The organism is Streptomyces sp. NPDC051563, assembly GCF_044454225.1.
Taxonomy (GTDB): Bacteria; Actinomycetota; Actinomycetes; order Streptomycetales; family Streptomycetaceae; genus Streptomyces.
In genome coordinates, this window is record NZ_JBITDL010000039.1 from 41,125 (window position 1) to 56,037 (window position 14,913).

At 73.8% G+C, this 14,913-nt stretch carries 13 protein-coding genes; 8 read left to right on the forward strand and 5 right to left on the reverse strand.

Annotated features, from left to right (window positions below; all coding sequences use genetic code 11):
• The first annotated feature begins 64 nt into the window (after nt 1–64).
• The 3 genes from ACIA8F_RS34145 (at nt 65) to ACIA8F_RS34155 (ending at nt 4,813) form a co-directional block, all read left to right on the forward strand.
• Nucleotides 65–2,560: a helicase C-terminal domain-containing protein gene (locus ACIA8F_RS34145; protein ID WP_399384718.1), complete on the forward strand. Its 2,496-nt coding sequence runs from the start codon at nt 65–67 to the stop codon at nt 2,558–2,560.
• Nucleotides 2,561–2,632: 72 nt separating this feature from the next.
• The gene (locus ACIA8F_RS34150) at nt 2,633–3,238 is read left to right on the forward strand and encodes a DUF4291 domain-containing protein (protein WP_399384720.1); all 606 of its coding nucleotides are present in this window, start codon (nt 2,633–2,635) and stop codon (nt 3,236–3,238) included.
• Between the two features lie 306 nt (nt 3,239–3,544).
• A complete protein-coding gene (locus ACIA8F_RS34155) occupies nt 3,545–4,813 on the forward strand; it encodes an LAETG motif-containing sortase-dependent surface protein (protein ID WP_399384722.1) in 1,269 nt (422 codons plus the stop codon).
• Nucleotides 4,814–4,881: 68 nt separating this feature from the next.
• Here ACIA8F_RS34155 and ACIA8F_RS34160 read toward each other — a convergent pair whose 3' ends face one another.
• Together ACIA8F_RS34160 and ACIA8F_RS34165 are read right to left on the reverse strand one after the other, a co-directional pair.
• On the reverse strand, nt 4,882–5,364 hold the full coding sequence (locus ACIA8F_RS34160; RefSeq protein WP_399384723.1) for an N-acetyltransferase: 483 nt from the start codon (nt 5,362–5,364) through the stop codon (nt 4,882–4,884).
• A gap of 9 nt (nt 5,365–5,373) precedes the next feature.
• Complete coding sequence (locus ACIA8F_RS34165) at nt 5,374–5,988, reverse strand: peroxiredoxin-like family protein (protein WP_399384725.1); 615 nt, start codon at nt 5,986–5,988, stop codon at nt 5,374–5,376.
• Between the two features lie 83 nt (nt 5,989–6,071).
• On the opposite strand from ACIA8F_RS34165, the gene ACIA8F_RS34170 reads away from it, so the two are divergent.
• The 3 genes from ACIA8F_RS34170 (at nt 6,072) to ACIA8F_RS34180 (ending at nt 9,122) form a co-directional block, all read left to right on the forward strand.
• Nucleotides 6,072–6,680, forward strand: coding sequence for a TetR/AcrR family transcriptional regulator (locus ACIA8F_RS34170; RefSeq protein ID WP_399384776.1), 609 nt, complete (start codon nt 6,072–6,074; stop codon nt 6,678–6,680).
• A gap of 43 nt (nt 6,681–6,723) precedes the next feature.
• Entirely contained in the window at nt 6,724–7,380 is a 657-nt protein-coding gene (locus ACIA8F_RS34175) for an HAD family hydrolase (RefSeq protein ID WP_399384777.1), read from the forward strand.
• Nucleotides 7,381–7,478: 98 nt separating this feature from the next.
• The gene (locus ACIA8F_RS34180) at nt 7,479–9,122 is read left to right on the forward strand and encodes a DNA repair helicase XPB (RefSeq protein ID WP_399384727.1); all 1,644 of its coding nucleotides are present in this window, start codon (nt 7,479–7,481) and stop codon (nt 9,120–9,122) included.
• Here ACIA8F_RS34180 and ACIA8F_RS34185 read toward each other — a convergent pair.
• Both ACIA8F_RS34185 and ACIA8F_RS34190 read right to left on the reverse strand, forming a co-directional pair.
• A complete protein-coding gene (locus tag ACIA8F_RS34185; protein ID WP_399384729.1) occupies nt 9,080–9,886 on the reverse strand; it encodes a glycosyltransferase family 87 protein in 807 nt (268 codons plus the stop codon). The genes ACIA8F_RS34180 and ACIA8F_RS34185 overlap by 43 nt on opposite strands.
• Before the next feature lie 47 nt (nt 9,887–9,933).
• Nucleotides 9,934–10,122 carry a hypothetical protein gene (locus ACIA8F_RS34190; RefSeq protein ID WP_399384731.1) on the reverse strand — a complete coding sequence of 63 codons (189 nt, stop codon included), beginning with the start codon at nt 10,120–10,122 and terminating at the stop codon, nt 9,934–9,936.
• A 332-nt stretch (nt 10,123–10,454) separates the two neighbouring features.
• Between ACIA8F_RS34190 and ACIA8F_RS34195 the strand changes: the two genes are divergently transcribed.
• Entirely contained in the window at nt 10,455–12,551 is a 2,097-nt protein-coding gene (locus ACIA8F_RS34195) for a HelD family protein (protein WP_399384732.1), read from the forward strand.
• A gap of 809 nt (nt 12,552–13,360) precedes the next feature.
• On the opposite strand, the gene ACIA8F_RS34200 is transcribed toward ACIA8F_RS34195, so the two are convergent.
• Nucleotides 13,361–14,056 carry a copper homeostasis protein CutC gene (locus tag ACIA8F_RS34200; protein ID WP_399384734.1) on the reverse strand — a complete coding sequence of 232 codons (696 nt, stop codon included), beginning with the start codon at nt 14,054–14,056 and terminating at the stop codon, nt 13,361–13,363.
• 109 nt (nt 14,057–14,165) lie between these two features.
• On the opposite strand from ACIA8F_RS34200, the gene ACIA8F_RS34205 reads away from it, so the two are divergent.
• Nucleotides 14,166–14,897, forward strand: a complete 732-nt coding sequence (locus ACIA8F_RS34205; RefSeq protein WP_399384736.1) for a hypothetical protein — start codon at nt 14,166–14,168, stop codon at nt 14,895–14,897.
• Nucleotides 14,898–14,913: the final 16 nt, after the last annotated feature.

Consider the following 14,913-nt stretch of genomic DNA (forward strand, 5'->3'; position numbering starts at 1 on the left):
CTCCAGCGAAGGTAGCGCGTACGCCCGTGGAGCGGCCGGGGGCGCAGCGGATACCGTTGACCGGATGGGGACCGGCCGACTGACCGGCCGACGCGACCAGGAGGCGACGACCGTGCCTGACCCGAGCACCGCGGGAAGCGCTCCGCGCTCCCTCGCCGAAGCGCTGCGCGCCCGTGACGACGACGGGCTCGGCGCCCTGCTGCGCGCCCGGCCGGACCTGCTGAGCCCGGTTCCCGGAGACGTGACGCAGCTCGCCACCCGGGCCGGGACGCGGGCTTCGGTGGTGCGCGCGCTGGACCGCCTGGACCGGTTCGCCCTGCAGGCCGCCGAGGCCCTCGCGGTGGGCCCGGAGCCTTGCCCGTACGCGGTACTGGAGTCCCTGCTCAGCGGTGACACCGGCACCACCTCCGGCGCCGACAACGGGGCCCGCGCCGAACTCCCCCGGGCCCTGGCCACCCTGCGCGAGCAGGCCCTGGTCTGGGGCGACGACGAACGGCTGCGCCTGGTCCGCACCGCCCGCGAGCTGCTCGCCCCCTCCGCCACCCGGCCCTCGCCCACCGGCCTCGGCCCCACCGTCGCCGAGGCCACGGCCGGCATGTCGCCGACCCGGATCCAGGAGATCGTGGCGGCCGTCGGGCTGCCCGCGACGCACGACCCGGTGTCGGCGGTGACCGCGCTGACGGCCCTGTTCACCGACCCGCAGCGGATGTCGGCGCTGCTCGACGAGGCTCCGGCGGAGGCGCACCAGGTGCTGGGCCGGCTCGTGTGGGGGCCGCCGTACGGGGAAGTGACGCCCCATCCGACGCCTCCGGTGCGCTGGCTGCGCGACCGCGGGCTGCTGCTGCCGGCCTCGGCGCGCACGGTGCTGCTGCCCCGCGAGGTGGCGCTGTACCTGCGCGGCGGGCTCGCGCACCGGGTGACGGAGCCGCTGCCCCCGGCCGTTCCCGTACACCGCGAGCACCGTCCCCACCTGGTGGACGCGAACGCGGCCGGCCAGGCCCTGGCGGCGCTGTCGACGGTCGAGGAGCTGGTGAAGTCCTGGGAGCACGCCGGTCCGGCCGTGCTCCGGGCGGGCGGGCTCTCCGTACGCGACCTGAAGCGGACGGCGTCGACGCTCGACACCGACGAGCCGTCGGCGGCGTTCTGGGTCGAGCTGTCCTACGCGGCCGGGCTGCTGGCCAGCGACGGCGAGGCCGACGAACGGTACGCCCCGACCCCGGCCTTCGACGGCTGGCTCGAACTCCCGCCCGCCGAGCGCTGGTCGGTGCTGGCCGCGGCCTGGCTGACCGCCACCCGGACCCCGGGCCTGGTCGGCGAACAGGACGCCAAGGGCCGCACCCTGTCCGCGCTCGGCGCCGAACTGGACCGCTCCGCCGCCCCCGAGGTCCGCCGCCGCATCCTCGGCCTGCTCGCCGGCCTCCCCGAGGGCGGCTCCCCCGATCCGGCCGCGCTCCTCGCCCGCCTGGACTGGGAGCGCCCGGTGCGCGGGACGAGCGAACTGCGCGCCCGCCTCGCCCGCTGGACCCTGACCGAGGCGGAGGTCCTCGGGGTCACCGGCCGGGGTGCGCTCGCCGCGCCCGGCCGGGCGCTGCTGGAGGGGCGCGACCCGGCCCCGCTGCTCGCGCCGCTGCTGCCGGAGCCCGTGGACCACGTACTGCTCCAGGCCGATCTGACGGCGGTGGCCCCCGGGCCGCTGCGGCGGGCGCTCGCCGAGGTGCTGGCCGTACTGGCGGAGGTGGAGTCCAAGGGCGGGGCCACCGTGTACCGCTTCACGCCCGGGTCGGTGCGCCGCGCGCTGGACGCCGGGCACACCGCGGTCGACCTGCAGTCCTTCCTCACCGAGCACAGCCGCACCCCGGTGCCGCAGCCGCTGTCGTACCTCATCGACGACGTGGCCCGGCGGCACGGGCACCTCCGGGTCGGCGCGGCCTCCTCGTACGTGCGCTGCGACGACGACGGCATGCTGAACGAGATCCTCGCCGACAAGCGGTCCGCGGGCCTCGGGCTGCGCCGCCTCGCGCCGACCGTACTGGCCGCGCAGGCCGAACCGACCTCGCTGCTCGACGGGTTGCGGGCCATGGGCTACGCCCCGGCCGCGGAATCCCGTACGGGTGACGTCCTGGTCTCCCGCGCCGATGCCCACCGCACTCCGGCCCGCGCCCTGCCCGTACCGGTCCCGGACGGTCCGCCGGTCCCGGACCCGACGCTGCTGGGGGCGGCCGTACGGGCCATCCGCGCGGGCGACCTGGCGGCGACGGCGGTCCGCAAGGACCCGGCCGGGCCCTCCGGTTCCGGCGCGGGCGGCTCCGCCGCTCCGGGCGAACTCCCGCGCACGAGCGCGGCGGAGACCCTGGCGACCGTGCAGGCGGCCGCGCTCACCGGGTCGGCGGTGTGGATCGGCTACGTCAACGCCGACGGGGCGGCGAGCCAGCGGGTCATCGCCCCGGTCCGGGTCGAGGGCGGCTTCGTCACCGGCTACGACCACACGGCGGACGAGGTACGGACCTTCGCACTGCACCGGATCACGGGGGTAGCGGAACTGGAGGAGGACCAGATCTAGTCGGCGTCCGGGCGGGAGGGCGACGGGGAAATCCCCTGGCAGGGACGGGGCGCGGCCCCGCACCCTGGGGCCATGACCGAAGCGAGCGCCCACCCCGTCCCCCGCCATCAGATCCGCGCCGCGCACACCGCCGACACCCTCACCGTGTACCAGGCGTACCACCCCCGGATCGGGGTGCCGGCCGCCCGCGAGGGCCGTTTCCCGCCCGCCTGGAAGCGGGAGCGGATGACCTGGGTGAAGCCTTCGTTCCTGTGGATGATGTACCGCTGCGGCTGGGCCGCCAAGGCCGACCAGGAGACGGTCCTGGCCGTCGAGATCACCCGCGCCGGCTTCGACCGGGCGCTGAACTCCGCCTGCCTGTCGCACTACGTCCCCGGCGTGCACGCCGACCGCGAGGCCTGGAAGCGGGCGCTGCGCACCGCCCCCGCCCGGGTGCAGTGGGACCCGGAGCGCGATCTGCACCTGAACCCGCTGCCGTACCGCTCGCTCCAACTGGGCCTGTCCGGAACGGCCTCGCGCGCCTACGCCGACGAGTGGACGGTCGCCATCCGCGATGTGACCCCGCTGGCGCGGGAGATCCACGGACTGCTGCGCTCCGGCGAACCGGAAGCGGCGCGGGTCCTGCTCCCGGTGGAGACCCCCTATCCGGCCGGGCCGCTGGAGCACTTGGGCGCGTAGCGGACGGCGTGGAAGAGGTCCCGCCCGTTCCGCTGTCTCCGCAGGTCAGGCCGCCCAAAGAAGCGCATTCGGCTGTTGCACGGCGGTGACATTCCGGCGACGGATTGGGGATGTGGTCTGTGTGAAGATCAGTTCATCGCAGCAGCGACCGGGAGGAAAGAAACCGGACCGCCGGCGAGAACCCAGCACCACCGGACCGGCGTTCTACCGCCGGCCACCTCGCTCGGCCGCTCAACCTCCGCTCTGCCTCTCGGCCTCTCGGCCGCCACTGCCGTCTGATCTTGAAGATTCCTGGGGGAGTCCACCATGTCCGCTCGCACCGCCGCCCTCCGCACCGCCTCCGCCGCCGTCGTCGCCGCCGCCATCGCCGGTACCGTCCTGATGCCGATGACCGCCTCCGCCGACGAGGGCAACCCCCAGGCGCTGAAGACCACCATGAGCGCTCCGGTCCCGAGCGGCCCGCTCACCCGCGGCGGCGCGACGGAGACCTTCGACCTGACGGTGACGAACACGACGGACAAGTCTTCCTCCTACCACCCGTGGATGCTCCTGGACCCGACCGGCGCCAGCCCGCTCCAGCAGAGCGACGTGGTCTACAAGGTCGAGCCGCTGAGCGCCCCGGCCACCACCTACACGATCGGGCAGCAGGACGGCGAGTGGCAGGGCCTGTTCTACCCGGCCGGCAAGAAGTCGAGCGACGGCTTCGAGATCCCGGCCGGCGGAAAGCTCACCTGGAAGATCACGATCGGCCTCGCCAAGAGCTACCCCACGACCAACGGCGACTTCACGCTGCGCGCGGCGAGCTTCGCCGGTGAGGTCGCGGACGCCAACGCGGCCTCCCTGACCTTCAAGACGGACCCGGCGGTCAAGACCGGCAAGCTGGAGACCTCCTTCAAGAACGTCGGCGCCTGCAAGGTCCCGTCGCCCCAGTGCAAGGAGATGGACCTGACCTACCGGCTCACCGGCGACGGCGAGTTCGGCGAGGCCCTCGCCACCAACCTGGGCCTGGGCTTCGACCAGGACGCCCAGAACCCCAACCTCCAGGTGGAGGTGCTGGTCGACGGCAAGTGGGTCGGCTACGGCACCTCCGACCCCTACAACTTCATGCTGCCGACGATCCCGAAGGGCTTCAGCGCCGCCGCCGGCGAGCGTGTCCTGCACCTGCGCACCAGCTTCGGCCCGAACACGGACTTCAAGAAGGCCACCACCGTCAAGCTGCAGGCGACGGTCGGCCTGGCCGACGGCAACACCTACGAGTTCGCCGGCGCCGACACCCAGTTCCAGCTCACCCCGGCCACCACGCCGACGACCCCGGCGCCCACCTCGCCGGCCCCGACCTCCCCCGCGCCGACCTCCCCGGCGCCCACCACCCCGGCCCCGACCGGCTCCGCGACCACCGTCCCGGTGACCGCGACGACCCCGGCCACCGCCAACACCCCCGCCCCGAACGGCTCCCTCGCCCACACCGGCGCCGACTCCAACACCGCCCTCTACTCCGGTCTGGCCGCCGTCCTCATCGGCCTCGGCGGCGCGGCCGCCTGGTTCAGCCGCCGCCGGCGCACCGTCCGCGGCTAGTCACCCCGTACGACGGCACGAAGGGGCCCGGTCCACGCACCGCGTGGGCCGGGCCTCTTCGGCGTGGCTCACCTCGCCGCGTAGTCGATGTGCTCCGCGTCGAACGGCCAGACCTCGGCCAGCCAGCGCGTGACGGTGTCGTACACCGCCTTGTCGAAGGCGACCCGGTCGCCGCGCACCCAGGAGGTGACGTGCACGCGCTCCGGCTGCTCCCGCGCGGGGTAGATGTAGAGGCACCCGATGACCTCGCCCGTACCGTCCCGCTCGCCCTCCAGGACGCTGTACGTGAATCCGCGCCGCTCGGCGAAGTCCCGTGCGTGGCGCACCAGGTCGGCGAGGTTGGACTCCGGGCTCATCCCCTCCTCCGGCGGCCAGTCCCCCAGGAAGCCGGGCGTCGCCCGCACGTGGTCGATGCTCCCGCTCCAGGCGGCGAGGTCCCCCTCGTTGTGCTCGGGCCCGAGGGGCTCCAGCCGGAAGCCCTCCCCGACGAGCCGGACGGGCACCTCGAACACCTCGGCCGGCGGTACGAAGCTCTGCTGATCGCTGCTCATGCCACGACCCTACGCAGGCGCTCCCCGGGTGCCCACGCGGTTCCGGGCCGCCGACGCCAGCCGGAGCAGCTCGTCGACGGACCACTGGTCGTAGACGTGCTCCCCGTACTTGGCGGCCACGACCCTGCCGTCCGGCCCGATCAGCAGATCGGCGGGCAGCCCGAGCCGTCCGGCCGGCTGCCGCGGGGCCGGGAGCCGCTCCCGGCCGCGCACCACTTCGACCGCCGACCGGACGATCGCCCACAGCACCGGGCCCCAGGCGCGCGGGTCCAGCAGGGAGCGCGGGGAGGACTCGACACCGAACTCCCGGTACAGCCGCTGCCGCGGATCGGCGACGACGGCGAAGGGGAAACCGGCGGTGTGCGTGCGCAGTTCCTCGGCGGAGGAGTGGAAGAGGACGACCTCGCGGATCCCGGCGGCCTCGATCTCGGCGTGCCGCCGGACGACGGAGCGCAGGTGGAGGTGGCAGACGGGACAGCCGGCGAAGCGCCGGAACTGCAGGTGGACGAGCCGCTCCGGATCGGGGACGGGGACGGGGACGGGGGCGGCTCCTTCGGCGACGGGTGTGACGGGTGTGACGGGTGTGAGCAGGCGTGCGGGGATCACGGAACCGGGTTCGAGCATGGGAGACCCTTCCTCGACAGGCGTAGGCGTATGACGTACGCCTACCTCTCCAGCGTAGGCGTATGCCGTACGCTGTCAACCTCATGCCGCGCCCCCGCTCGCACACCCCGGACCAGCTGGCCGCCGCCGCCCTCGCCGTCATCGACCGCGACGGACTCGCCGGCCTCTCCATGCGCGCCGTCGCCACCGAACTGGGCACCAGCCCCATGGCCCTGTACCGCTACGTCCCGGGCCGCGAGGAACTCGAAGCGCTCGTCGTGGAACTCGTCCTCAGCCGCGTCGACACCACCCCGCCGCCCTCCGGGCCGTGGCCCGGGCGGATCACGGTCCTGGCCCGCCGCCTGCGCGACACCATGAGCGCCCACCCGGAGGTCCTGCCGCTCTCCCTGACGCACCGGCACCGCTCGCCCAGCGGGCTGCGCTGGTCGGAAACCGTGCTCGGCGTCCTCACCGAGGCAGGCATCGAGGCCGAGGCGCGGGTGGTCGCGCTGCGCGCGCTCATCTCCTACGTGCTCGGCGCCACGCAGCTGGAACACCTCGGGCCGCTGTCCGGTCCCGGAACCACCGCCATCGCCGGTCTCCCCCCGGACGAGTTCCCGTACATGACGGCCACCGCCCGCGACGCCCGCTCGGTCACCCCGGACCGGGAGTTCGAGGGCGGCCTGGAGCTGCTCCTGCGCGGCCTGGCATGATCCGCCGGTGACCAACGCAACCACCGCTCCCGTCCCGTCCGTCCTGGCAGTCCCGTCCGTCCCGCCCGTTACGGCGCCCCGGTTCGTCCTGTTCGACGTCGACGGCACCCTCGTCGACGCCGTCGCCAATCAGCGCCGGGTCTGGGCCACCTGGGCCGCCCGCCACGGACTGGACCCGGACGCGGTGTACGCCGTGGCCCTGCGCACCCGCCCGATGGAAACCTTCGCCGCCGTCGCCCCGGACCGGGACCCGCACGCGTGCCTGGCCGCGCTGCACGCACTCGAGGACGAGGACGTCCGCACCGGCAGCTACGCCGCCTTCGACGGCGCGGCCGGGCTGCTGTCCGCCCTGCCCGCGGGCAGCTGGGGCCTGGTCACCTCCAACTACGAGCACCGGGTGCGCGGCCGCTTCGACCGCACCGGCCTGCCCGTGCCGCAGGTGCTCGTGGACGCCGCCGCCGTCACCGAGGGCAAGCCCTCGCCGGTCCCGTACCTGCGGGGCGCGGCCCTCCTCGGCGCCGACCCCGCCCACTGCCTGGTCATCGAGGACGCCCCCTCGGGGGTCCGGTCGGGCCTCGCGGCGGGCATGACGGTGTGGACGGTCAACACCCCCGCGCCCCACCCCGAGGCCCACCGCCACTTCCCCACCCTGCGCGAGGCCGCCCCCGAGATCCTCGCCTTCGCCACCGGCGGGGCGTAGCACCGCCCGGCGTCCGGCGTGCTCCGAGCGCCATGTTCCTGAACATGCGGGGATGCGGCACACTGGAGGTTTGGCCAGAGTGAAACGGGGCGCTGCGTGTGAATGGTCCACTGATCGTCCAGAGCGACAAAACGCTCCTCCTCGAGATCGACCACGAGCTCTCCGCGGCCGCGCGGCGCGCCATCGCGCCCTTCGCCGAGCTGGAGCGTGCTCCCGAGCACATCCACACCTACCGGATCACGCCCCTCGGGCTGTGGAACGCGCGAGCCGCCGGGCACGACGCCGAGCAGGTCGTCGACGCGCTCGTGGAGTTCTCCCGCTACCCCGTGCCGCACGCCCTGCTCGTCGACGTCGCCGAGACCATGGCCCGGTACGGCCGGCTCACCCTGTCCAAGCACCCCGTCCACGGGCTGGTCCTCACCAGCACCGACCGGCCGGTGCTGGAGGAGATCCTGCGGTCGAAGCGCATCGCCCCGCTGGTCGGCGCGCGCCTCGACGCCGACACCGTCGCCGTGCACCCCTCCGAGCGCGGACAGATCAAGCAGACCCTGCTCAAGCTGGGCTGGCCCGCCGAGGACCTTGCCGGGTACGTGGACGGCGAAGCCCACCCGATCGAGCTCGACGAAACCGGCTGGGCGCTGCGCCCCTACCAGCAGCAGGCCGTCGAGGGCTTCTGGCACGGCGGCTCCGGCGTGGTCGTGCTGCCCTGCGGCGCCGGCAAGACGCTGGTCGGCGCCGGGGCGATGGCCAAGGCCAAGGCCACCACGCTGATCCTCGTCACGAACACCGTCTCCGCCCGCCAGTGGAAGCACGAGCTGATCAAGCGGACCTCGCTGACGGAGGAGGAGATCGGCGAGTACTCCGGTACGCGCAAGGAGATCCGGCCCGTCACGATCGCCACGTACCAGGTCCTCACGACGAAGCGGAAGGGCATCTACCCGCACCTGGAGCTCTTCGACTCCCGGGACTGGGGCCTGATCCTCTACGACGAGGTGCACCTGCTGCCGGCCCCGGTGTTCAAGTTCACCGCCGACCTCCAGGCGCGCCGCCGCCTCGGGCTGACGGCGACGCTGGTGCGCGAGGACGGCCGCGAGTCGGACGTGTTCTCGCTGATCGGGCCCAAGCGGTTCGACGCCCCGTGGAAGGAGATCGAGGCGCAGGGCTACATCGCGCCGGCCGACTGCGTCGAGGTCCGCGTGAACCTCACCGAGTCGGAACGCCTCGCCTACGCGACCGCCGAGACGGAGGAGAAGTACCGCTTCTGCGCGACCACCGCCACCAAGCGGAAGGTCACCGAGGCGCTGGTCGCCAAGCACGCGGGCGAGCAGACCCTGGTCATCGGGCAGTACATCGACCAGCTCGACGAGCTCGGCGAGCACCTCGACGCGCCCGTCATCAAGGGCGAGACCTCCAACGCGCAGCGCGAGAAGCTCTTCAACGCCTTCCGTGAGGGCGAGATCAGCGTGCTGGTCGTCTCGAAGGTCGCGAACTTCTCCATCGACCTGCCCGAGGCCACGGTCGCCATCCAGGTGTCCGGCACCTTCGGCTCCCGCCAGGAGGAGGCCCAGCGCCTCGGCCGCGTGCTGCGACCGAAGGCGGACGGCCACGAGGCGCGCTTCTACTCGGTCGTCGCGCGCGACACCATCGACCAGGACTTCGCCGCGCACCGCCAGCGCTTCCTGGCCGAACAGGGCTACGCCTACCGGATCATGGACGCCGACGAGCTGCTGGCCGGGGACTGACGGACGGGGCGGACCTGCCGCCGCCGGGAGCGGGACCGGTGGCGCAGGGCCGCCGCGAGCAGGGCCGTGAGCAGCGGGACGGCCCAGACCCACAGGTGGGGCCGGTCCAGCAGGAGCGAGCGGCCGCCCGTGGGCGGGTGGCGGGACCAGAACTCCGCGGAGGCCCCGGGGAGGACCAGCAGCCCGAGCAGGCAGCTGCCCGCGAAGGCGGCCAGGGCGGTCAGCCCGGTCCGGACCCGGCCGGTCAGCAGGAGGTACGGGATGAGCAGCGCCGGGGCCAGGGTGATCCCGGCGGCCGTGCCCAGCGCGAAGCCCTTGCCGAGCGCACCGCACGGCCGGTGCAAGTCCCACAGGACCAGGCAGGCCAGGGCCAGGGCGACCTGCCCGGACAGCGGGCTCCGGAACAGCGGCTCCAGACACAGCCCGGCGACGGTGGCGGCCAGGACGGCGCCCGGCCGGGCCCGCAGCCGCGTCAGCCGGCACGACAGCAGGACCAGCAGGGCGAACAGCCCCGCACTGCCCCCGACCAGGACGGCCTTCAGTACGCCGGTCGGCAGCCAGGCGGCCGGGGCGAAGAGGATGGCCGCGAACGGCGGATATGCGGCGGGCGGGCTCCACTCGGCGGCGGAGAGGCCGGGGGCGAGGGCATCGGCCACCGGGATGCGCAGGGCGACGCAGAGCACGCCGAGCACGAGCAGCAGGCCCGCGAGCAGCACACCGGCGCGGGGCGACGGAGAGCGGCTGGGCTCGGAACTCCGGGTCACGGCGCGACCCTAGTGGATCAACGCCCCGGCCCTGGCGTGCAGGTGCCTCAGCGGCGTATGACGCCCGCGTCCTCGGCGTATTCACCGAGGACGACGACGCTCACGGCGGTCGCCGCGAAGACCTTGGCGGCGCGCAGGACGCTGCCGGCGTTGTGGCGGGGGCGGCGGGTGGCGGAGGTGGCGGTGGCGCCGCGAGGGCGGCGACCCTGGACCGGGGTGCAGGTTGCGGTGCTCATGTATCCATGGTCGGTTTTCGCCCGGCTTGTCACATCGCCCTGAGGGCTGAACCTCCGGCTCTCCGGCCTCCTCCTCCCGGCCCATGCCTCCCCCTACGGGCTCTGCCCGAAGGAGGACACGGCCCGAACACCCCCCGTACGGGGCCACCCCGACAAAGGACTTCCGGCCCTCCCGGATCCCGTCGAATCCATTCGCGCAGAGCCGCCGCGATGGCTAGAATCTCCGCTCTTGCCGCCTCCCGCCGCGTCACCGGGAGCGCCGCCCGCCGCTCGGAAACCGGCGGGCCCGTCCGCCCGCATCACGCAGGTCCTCAGCAGATGGAGGCAGTTCCGTGCCCGCGCACGCCCACGTCACCGACCCCGCCGACGCACCCGCCGCCACCGACCCCCTGGGCCGCGAGCGGGCCCACCTCGCCGCCTCCCGCTCCGCGCTCCGCGCGATGCGCGAGGACGTGGAGAACCTCGACATCCGCGACGTCACCGCGAACTGGGTCAACGCGATCGTCCTCCAGGCCCAGATCAACGACCGGATCAAGGCCCTCGCCGACCTCGCCCACACCCCCCTCTTCTTCGGCCGCCTCAACTACCTGCACGCGCCCGGCGCGGAGCTCGCCGAGGGCGCGGAGGGCGAGCAGTTCTACATCGGCCGCCGCCACGTCCACGACGCCGGCGGCGACCCCATGGTCATCGACTGGCGCGCGCCCGTCTCCCAGCCCTTCTACCGGGCCTCCAAGAACGACCCGCAGGACATCGGGCTGCGCCGCCGCTTCGGTTACACGGGCGGCGAGCTGACCGCGTACGAGGACGAGCACCTCTCCGACCCCGCCGAGGCGGCGGCCGTCAGCAAGCTGCTCCAGCAGGAGATCGAGCGCCCGCGCGTCGGCCCCATGCGCGACATCGTGGCGACAATCCAGCCCGAGCAGGACGAGATCGTCCGCTCCGGCCTGTCCGGATCCGTCTGCGTCCAGGGCGGCCCCGGCACCGGAAAGACGGCCGTCGGCCTGCACCGTGTCGCCTACCTCCTCTACGCACACCGCGACCGCCTGGCCCGCACCGGCACCCTGGTCATCGGACCGAACCGTTCCTTCCTGCACTACATCGAGCAGGTCCTGCCCGCGCTGGGCGAGCTGGAGGTCAAGCAGGCCACGGTCGACGACCTGGTCGCCCGCGCGGACCTGGAGGTCCGCGGCACGGACCCCGCCGAAACCGCCGTGGTCAAGGGCGACGCCCGGATGGCGGAGGTCCTGCGCCGCGCCGTCCACTCGCACGTGTCGGAGCCCGTCGAACCGCTGATGGTGGTCCGCGGATCGCGCCGCTGGCGGGTGCCCGCGTACGAGATCGCCGAGATCGTCACCGAACTCCAGAACCGCGACATCCGCTACGGCGCCGCCCGCGACGCCCTCCCCCAGCGCATCGCGCACGCGGTCCTCGTCCGCATGGAACAGGCCGGCGAAGCCCCCGACGACCGGGTCCAGGACGCGGTGGCGCGCAACCCCGCGGTAAAGGCCGTGGTCAAGGCGGTGTGGCCGCTGGTCGAACCGCCCAAGCTGGTCCTGCGCCTCCTCTCCGACCCGGAGTTCCTCGCCGCGCACGCGGACGGAATCCTGTCGGCCGCGGAACAAGAACTCCTCCTCTGGGCCAAGCCGGCGCGCAGCACGAAAACGGCGAAATGGTCGGCGGCGGACCTCGTCCTCATCGACGAGACGACGGACCTGGTGGAGCGGACCCACTCCCTCGGCCACGTCGTCATCGACGAGGCGCAGGACCTGTCCCCCATGCAGTACCGGGCGGTCGGCCGGCGCTGCACGACCGGCTCGGCGACCGTCCTCGGCGACCTCGCCCAGGGCACCACCCCGTGGGCCACGCGCAGCTGGGACGAGGCGCTGGGGCACCTGGGCAAGCCCGGCGCGGTGCTGGAGGAACTCACGGCGGGCTTCCGCGTGCCGCGCGAGGTGATCGCCTACGCCTCACGGCTGCTGCCCTCGATCTCGCCCGGCCTGTCCCCGGTCTCCTCGGTCCGAGAGACCCCCGGCTCACTGATCGTCTCGGAGGTCGCCTCCGACCTCCCCTCGGCGGTCATCGCGGCCTGCCGGGCCTCACTCGTCCACGAAGGGTCGATCGGCCTGATCGCGGCGGACGCACGCATCCCGGAGCTCGGCGAAGCCCTCCTGGCCGCCGGCCTGCCCTACCTCTCGCCCGGCGAGGAGACCACTGCGGAGTCCCGCCTCACGCTGGTGCCGGCGTCCCTGGCCAAGGGCCTGGAGTACGACTACGTCGTCCTCCACGAGCCGGCGGAGGTCGTCGCGGGCGAGCCCGACGAACGCACCGGCCTGCGCCGCCTCTACGTCTGCCTCACCCGAGCCGTCTCCGGCCTCACCGTCCTCCACACCACCCCCCTCCCAAAGCCCCTGACCCCCACAACCCCCTAACGGCTGCCCGGGCCAACCCCCCGAGGGCACCCCTAACCGCTGCCCGGGCCAAGTCCCCGAGGGCACCCCTAACCGCTGCCCGGGGCGGAGTTCCCCTACCCGCCCTTCCACCGTTCCCCGGGCCAGCCCGGACCCCGGCCCTCAAACGCCGGCCAGGCTGAAGGGGCCCCGGGCTGCGCCCGGCCCCCCTGGGGCTCCGCCCCAGACCCCGCGCCTCAAACGCCGGCGAGGCTGAATTTGGCGCAGCCCCACCGAAAACGGGGAGCCGGACTGCGCCCGAACCCCCGGGGCTCCGCCCCGGACCCCGGTCCTCAAACGCCGGCGGGGCTGAATTTGGCGCAGCCCGACCGAAAACGAGGAACCAGGCTGCGCCCAAACCCCCGGGGCTCCGCCCCGGACCCCGGTCCTCAAACGCCGGACGGCTGAAAAGACAAACCCTGACCGGGGCAAGAGACCACCCGGCCGGGGCCGATGCCACCTGGCCGGGGTCAAAGACCCACATCGCCCGAGGTCGATGCTCCCCGCCCGGGTGGGTGGCTGCGGACGGCAGGGGCGGGGACGGGGGCGGGGTGGGGTGTTGGCCTGGACGTAGAGCGTGATTTGTGGCGCTAAAGGAAGCCAAAACTGTCGAACGTAAGGGACAGGGCGCCTAAATCATGCAGTCCAGGCCAACACCCCACCCCGACCCCGGCACCGCCCCACCCCACGCAGCCAGCCCGTGCACCGGCACAACCCAGCCCCGCCGGCGCTTGAGGCGCAGGGGCCCGGGGACAGAGTCCCCGGCAACGGCGCCGCACCCGACGGGCGGGTCAGCCCAGCGCCGTCCGCCAGGACGACACCGCCGCCGCGGACACCGGCCGACCCCACCCGTGAGGCCTAGCCGCACCACCGATGTGAAACGCATCGACACCGGCCTCCCGCAGCACCGGCAGGTGGGTGAGGGCCAGCCCGCCGCCGACCAGGATCCGCTGCTCGTACCCGGGGGTACCCGCCCGCGCGGCCTCGGCCAAGAGCACCGGCAGCCCCTCGTCGACCCCACCCGCCGCACCCGCGGTCAGGTAGGTGTCGAGCCCGGGCAGATCCGCGACCGCCTTGCGGAGCTGGTCACGGTCGGCCGCCCGGTCGATCGCCCGGTGGAACGTCCACCCGCAACCGCCCAGCTCCGCCACGACCGCCTCGACGGCGGCGAGGTCGGGGCTGCCGTCGGGGTTCAGGAAGCCGAGCACGAACTCCTCCGCCCCCTCCGCACGCAGCGCCCGCGCCTCCTCCACGAGGCGTTCCACGTCCTGCGCGGAACCCGCCGCGAAGCCGTCCGCCTTCCGGAGCATCACGCGCAGCCGGATGTCGACCGCCGCCCGGATCGCCGCGAAGGTCTCGCGCGGCGGGGTGAGCCCGTCGGCGGCCATGTCGGTGACCAGCTCGAGTCGGTCCGCTCCACCGGCCTGGGCCGCGACCGCGTCCTCCGCGTCGAGGGCGATCACCTCCAGGAGCGCACGGTTGCTCATGTAATCCCATCCTTCGTCCGGCATTGAAAATAGGTCTAGTCCAATATTCAGGGTACGGGCCTTCGCCCACCCTTCACCAGCACAATCACGCCACCACCACAATGTGCGCATGACATCCGCCACGAGTTCCGACACGCACCGCGAACAGAACCTCCGCGCCCGCTGGCACGCCACCACCGCCGCGGCCGGAGCCGCCCCCGACCGCGACCCCGCCCCCTACGCCGACCGCCTCCTCACCGCCTGGGCGGAGCCGCAGCGCAAGTACCACACCACCGCGCACCTGGCCGACGTACTCGCACGCGTCGACGTACTCATGCAGCACCCGCAGGAAGGGACACCGGACCGCCCCGCCGTGGACCTCGCCGCCTGGTTCCACGACGCCGTGTACCGCCCCGACCGCTCCGAGAACGAGGAGCGCAGCGCCGCCCTCGCCGAGCGCGCCCTCCCCGAGCTCGGCATCGACGGGGCCCGCACCGCCGAGGTGGCCCGCCTGGTCCGGCTCACGATCACCCACGACCCCGCGCCCGGCGACGCCAACGGCGAGCTCCTCTGCGACGCCGACCTCGGCGTCCTCGCTGGCACGCCCGAGGAGTACGCCGCCTACGCGGCAGCCGTCCGCGCCGAGTACGGCTTCGTCCCCGACGAGGCCTTCCGCGCGGGCCGGGCCGCCGTGCTGCGCCAGCTCCTGGAGCTGCCCCGCCTCTTCCGCACCGCCTACGGGGCTGCGCACTGGGAGGCCCCGGCCCGCACGAACCTGGCCGCCGAGCTGGCGGGACTCGCCGAGGGCGGCGCCGATCAGCCCCTCGCCGAGGGCGGTGCCGATCAGCCCCCGGGAATGTGATCCCGTTCGTCGCGGT

Coding starts and splice junctions, on each gene's coding strand:
- ACIA8F_RS34145 (WP_399384718.1), top strand. CDS start 65: ATGGGGACCGGCCGACTGACCGGCCGACGCGACCAGGAGGCGACGACC.
- ACIA8F_RS34165 (WP_399384725.1), bottom strand. CDS start 5,988: ATGCTCGAACCCGGTTCCGTGATCCCCGCACGCCTGCTCACACCCGTC.
- ACIA8F_RS34170 (WP_399384776.1), top strand. CDS start 6,072: ATGCCGCGCCCCCGCTCGCACACCCCGGACCAGCTGGCCGCCGCCGCC.
- ACIA8F_RS34190 (WP_399384731.1), bottom strand. CDS start 10,122: ATGAGCACCGCAACCTGCACCCCGGTCCAGGGTCGCCGCCCTCGCGGC.
- ACIA8F_RS34200 (WP_399384734.1), bottom strand. CDS start 14,056: ATGAGCAACCGTGCGCTCCTGGAGGTGATCGCCCTCGACGCGGAGGAC.
- ACIA8F_RS34155 (WP_399384722.1), top strand. CDS start 3,545: ATGTCCGCTCGCACCGCCGCCCTCCGCACCGCCTCCGCCGCCGTCGTC.
- ACIA8F_RS34205 (WP_399384736.1), top strand. CDS start 14,166: ATGACATCCGCCACGAGTTCCGACACGCACCGCGAACAGAACCTCCGC.
- ACIA8F_RS34160 (WP_399384723.1), bottom strand. CDS start 5,364: ATGAGCAGCGATCAGCAGAGCTTCGTACCGCCGGCCGAGGTGTTCGAG.
- ACIA8F_RS34150 (WP_399384720.1), top strand. CDS start 2,633: ATGACCGAAGCGAGCGCCCACCCCGTCCCCCGCCATCAGATCCGCGCC.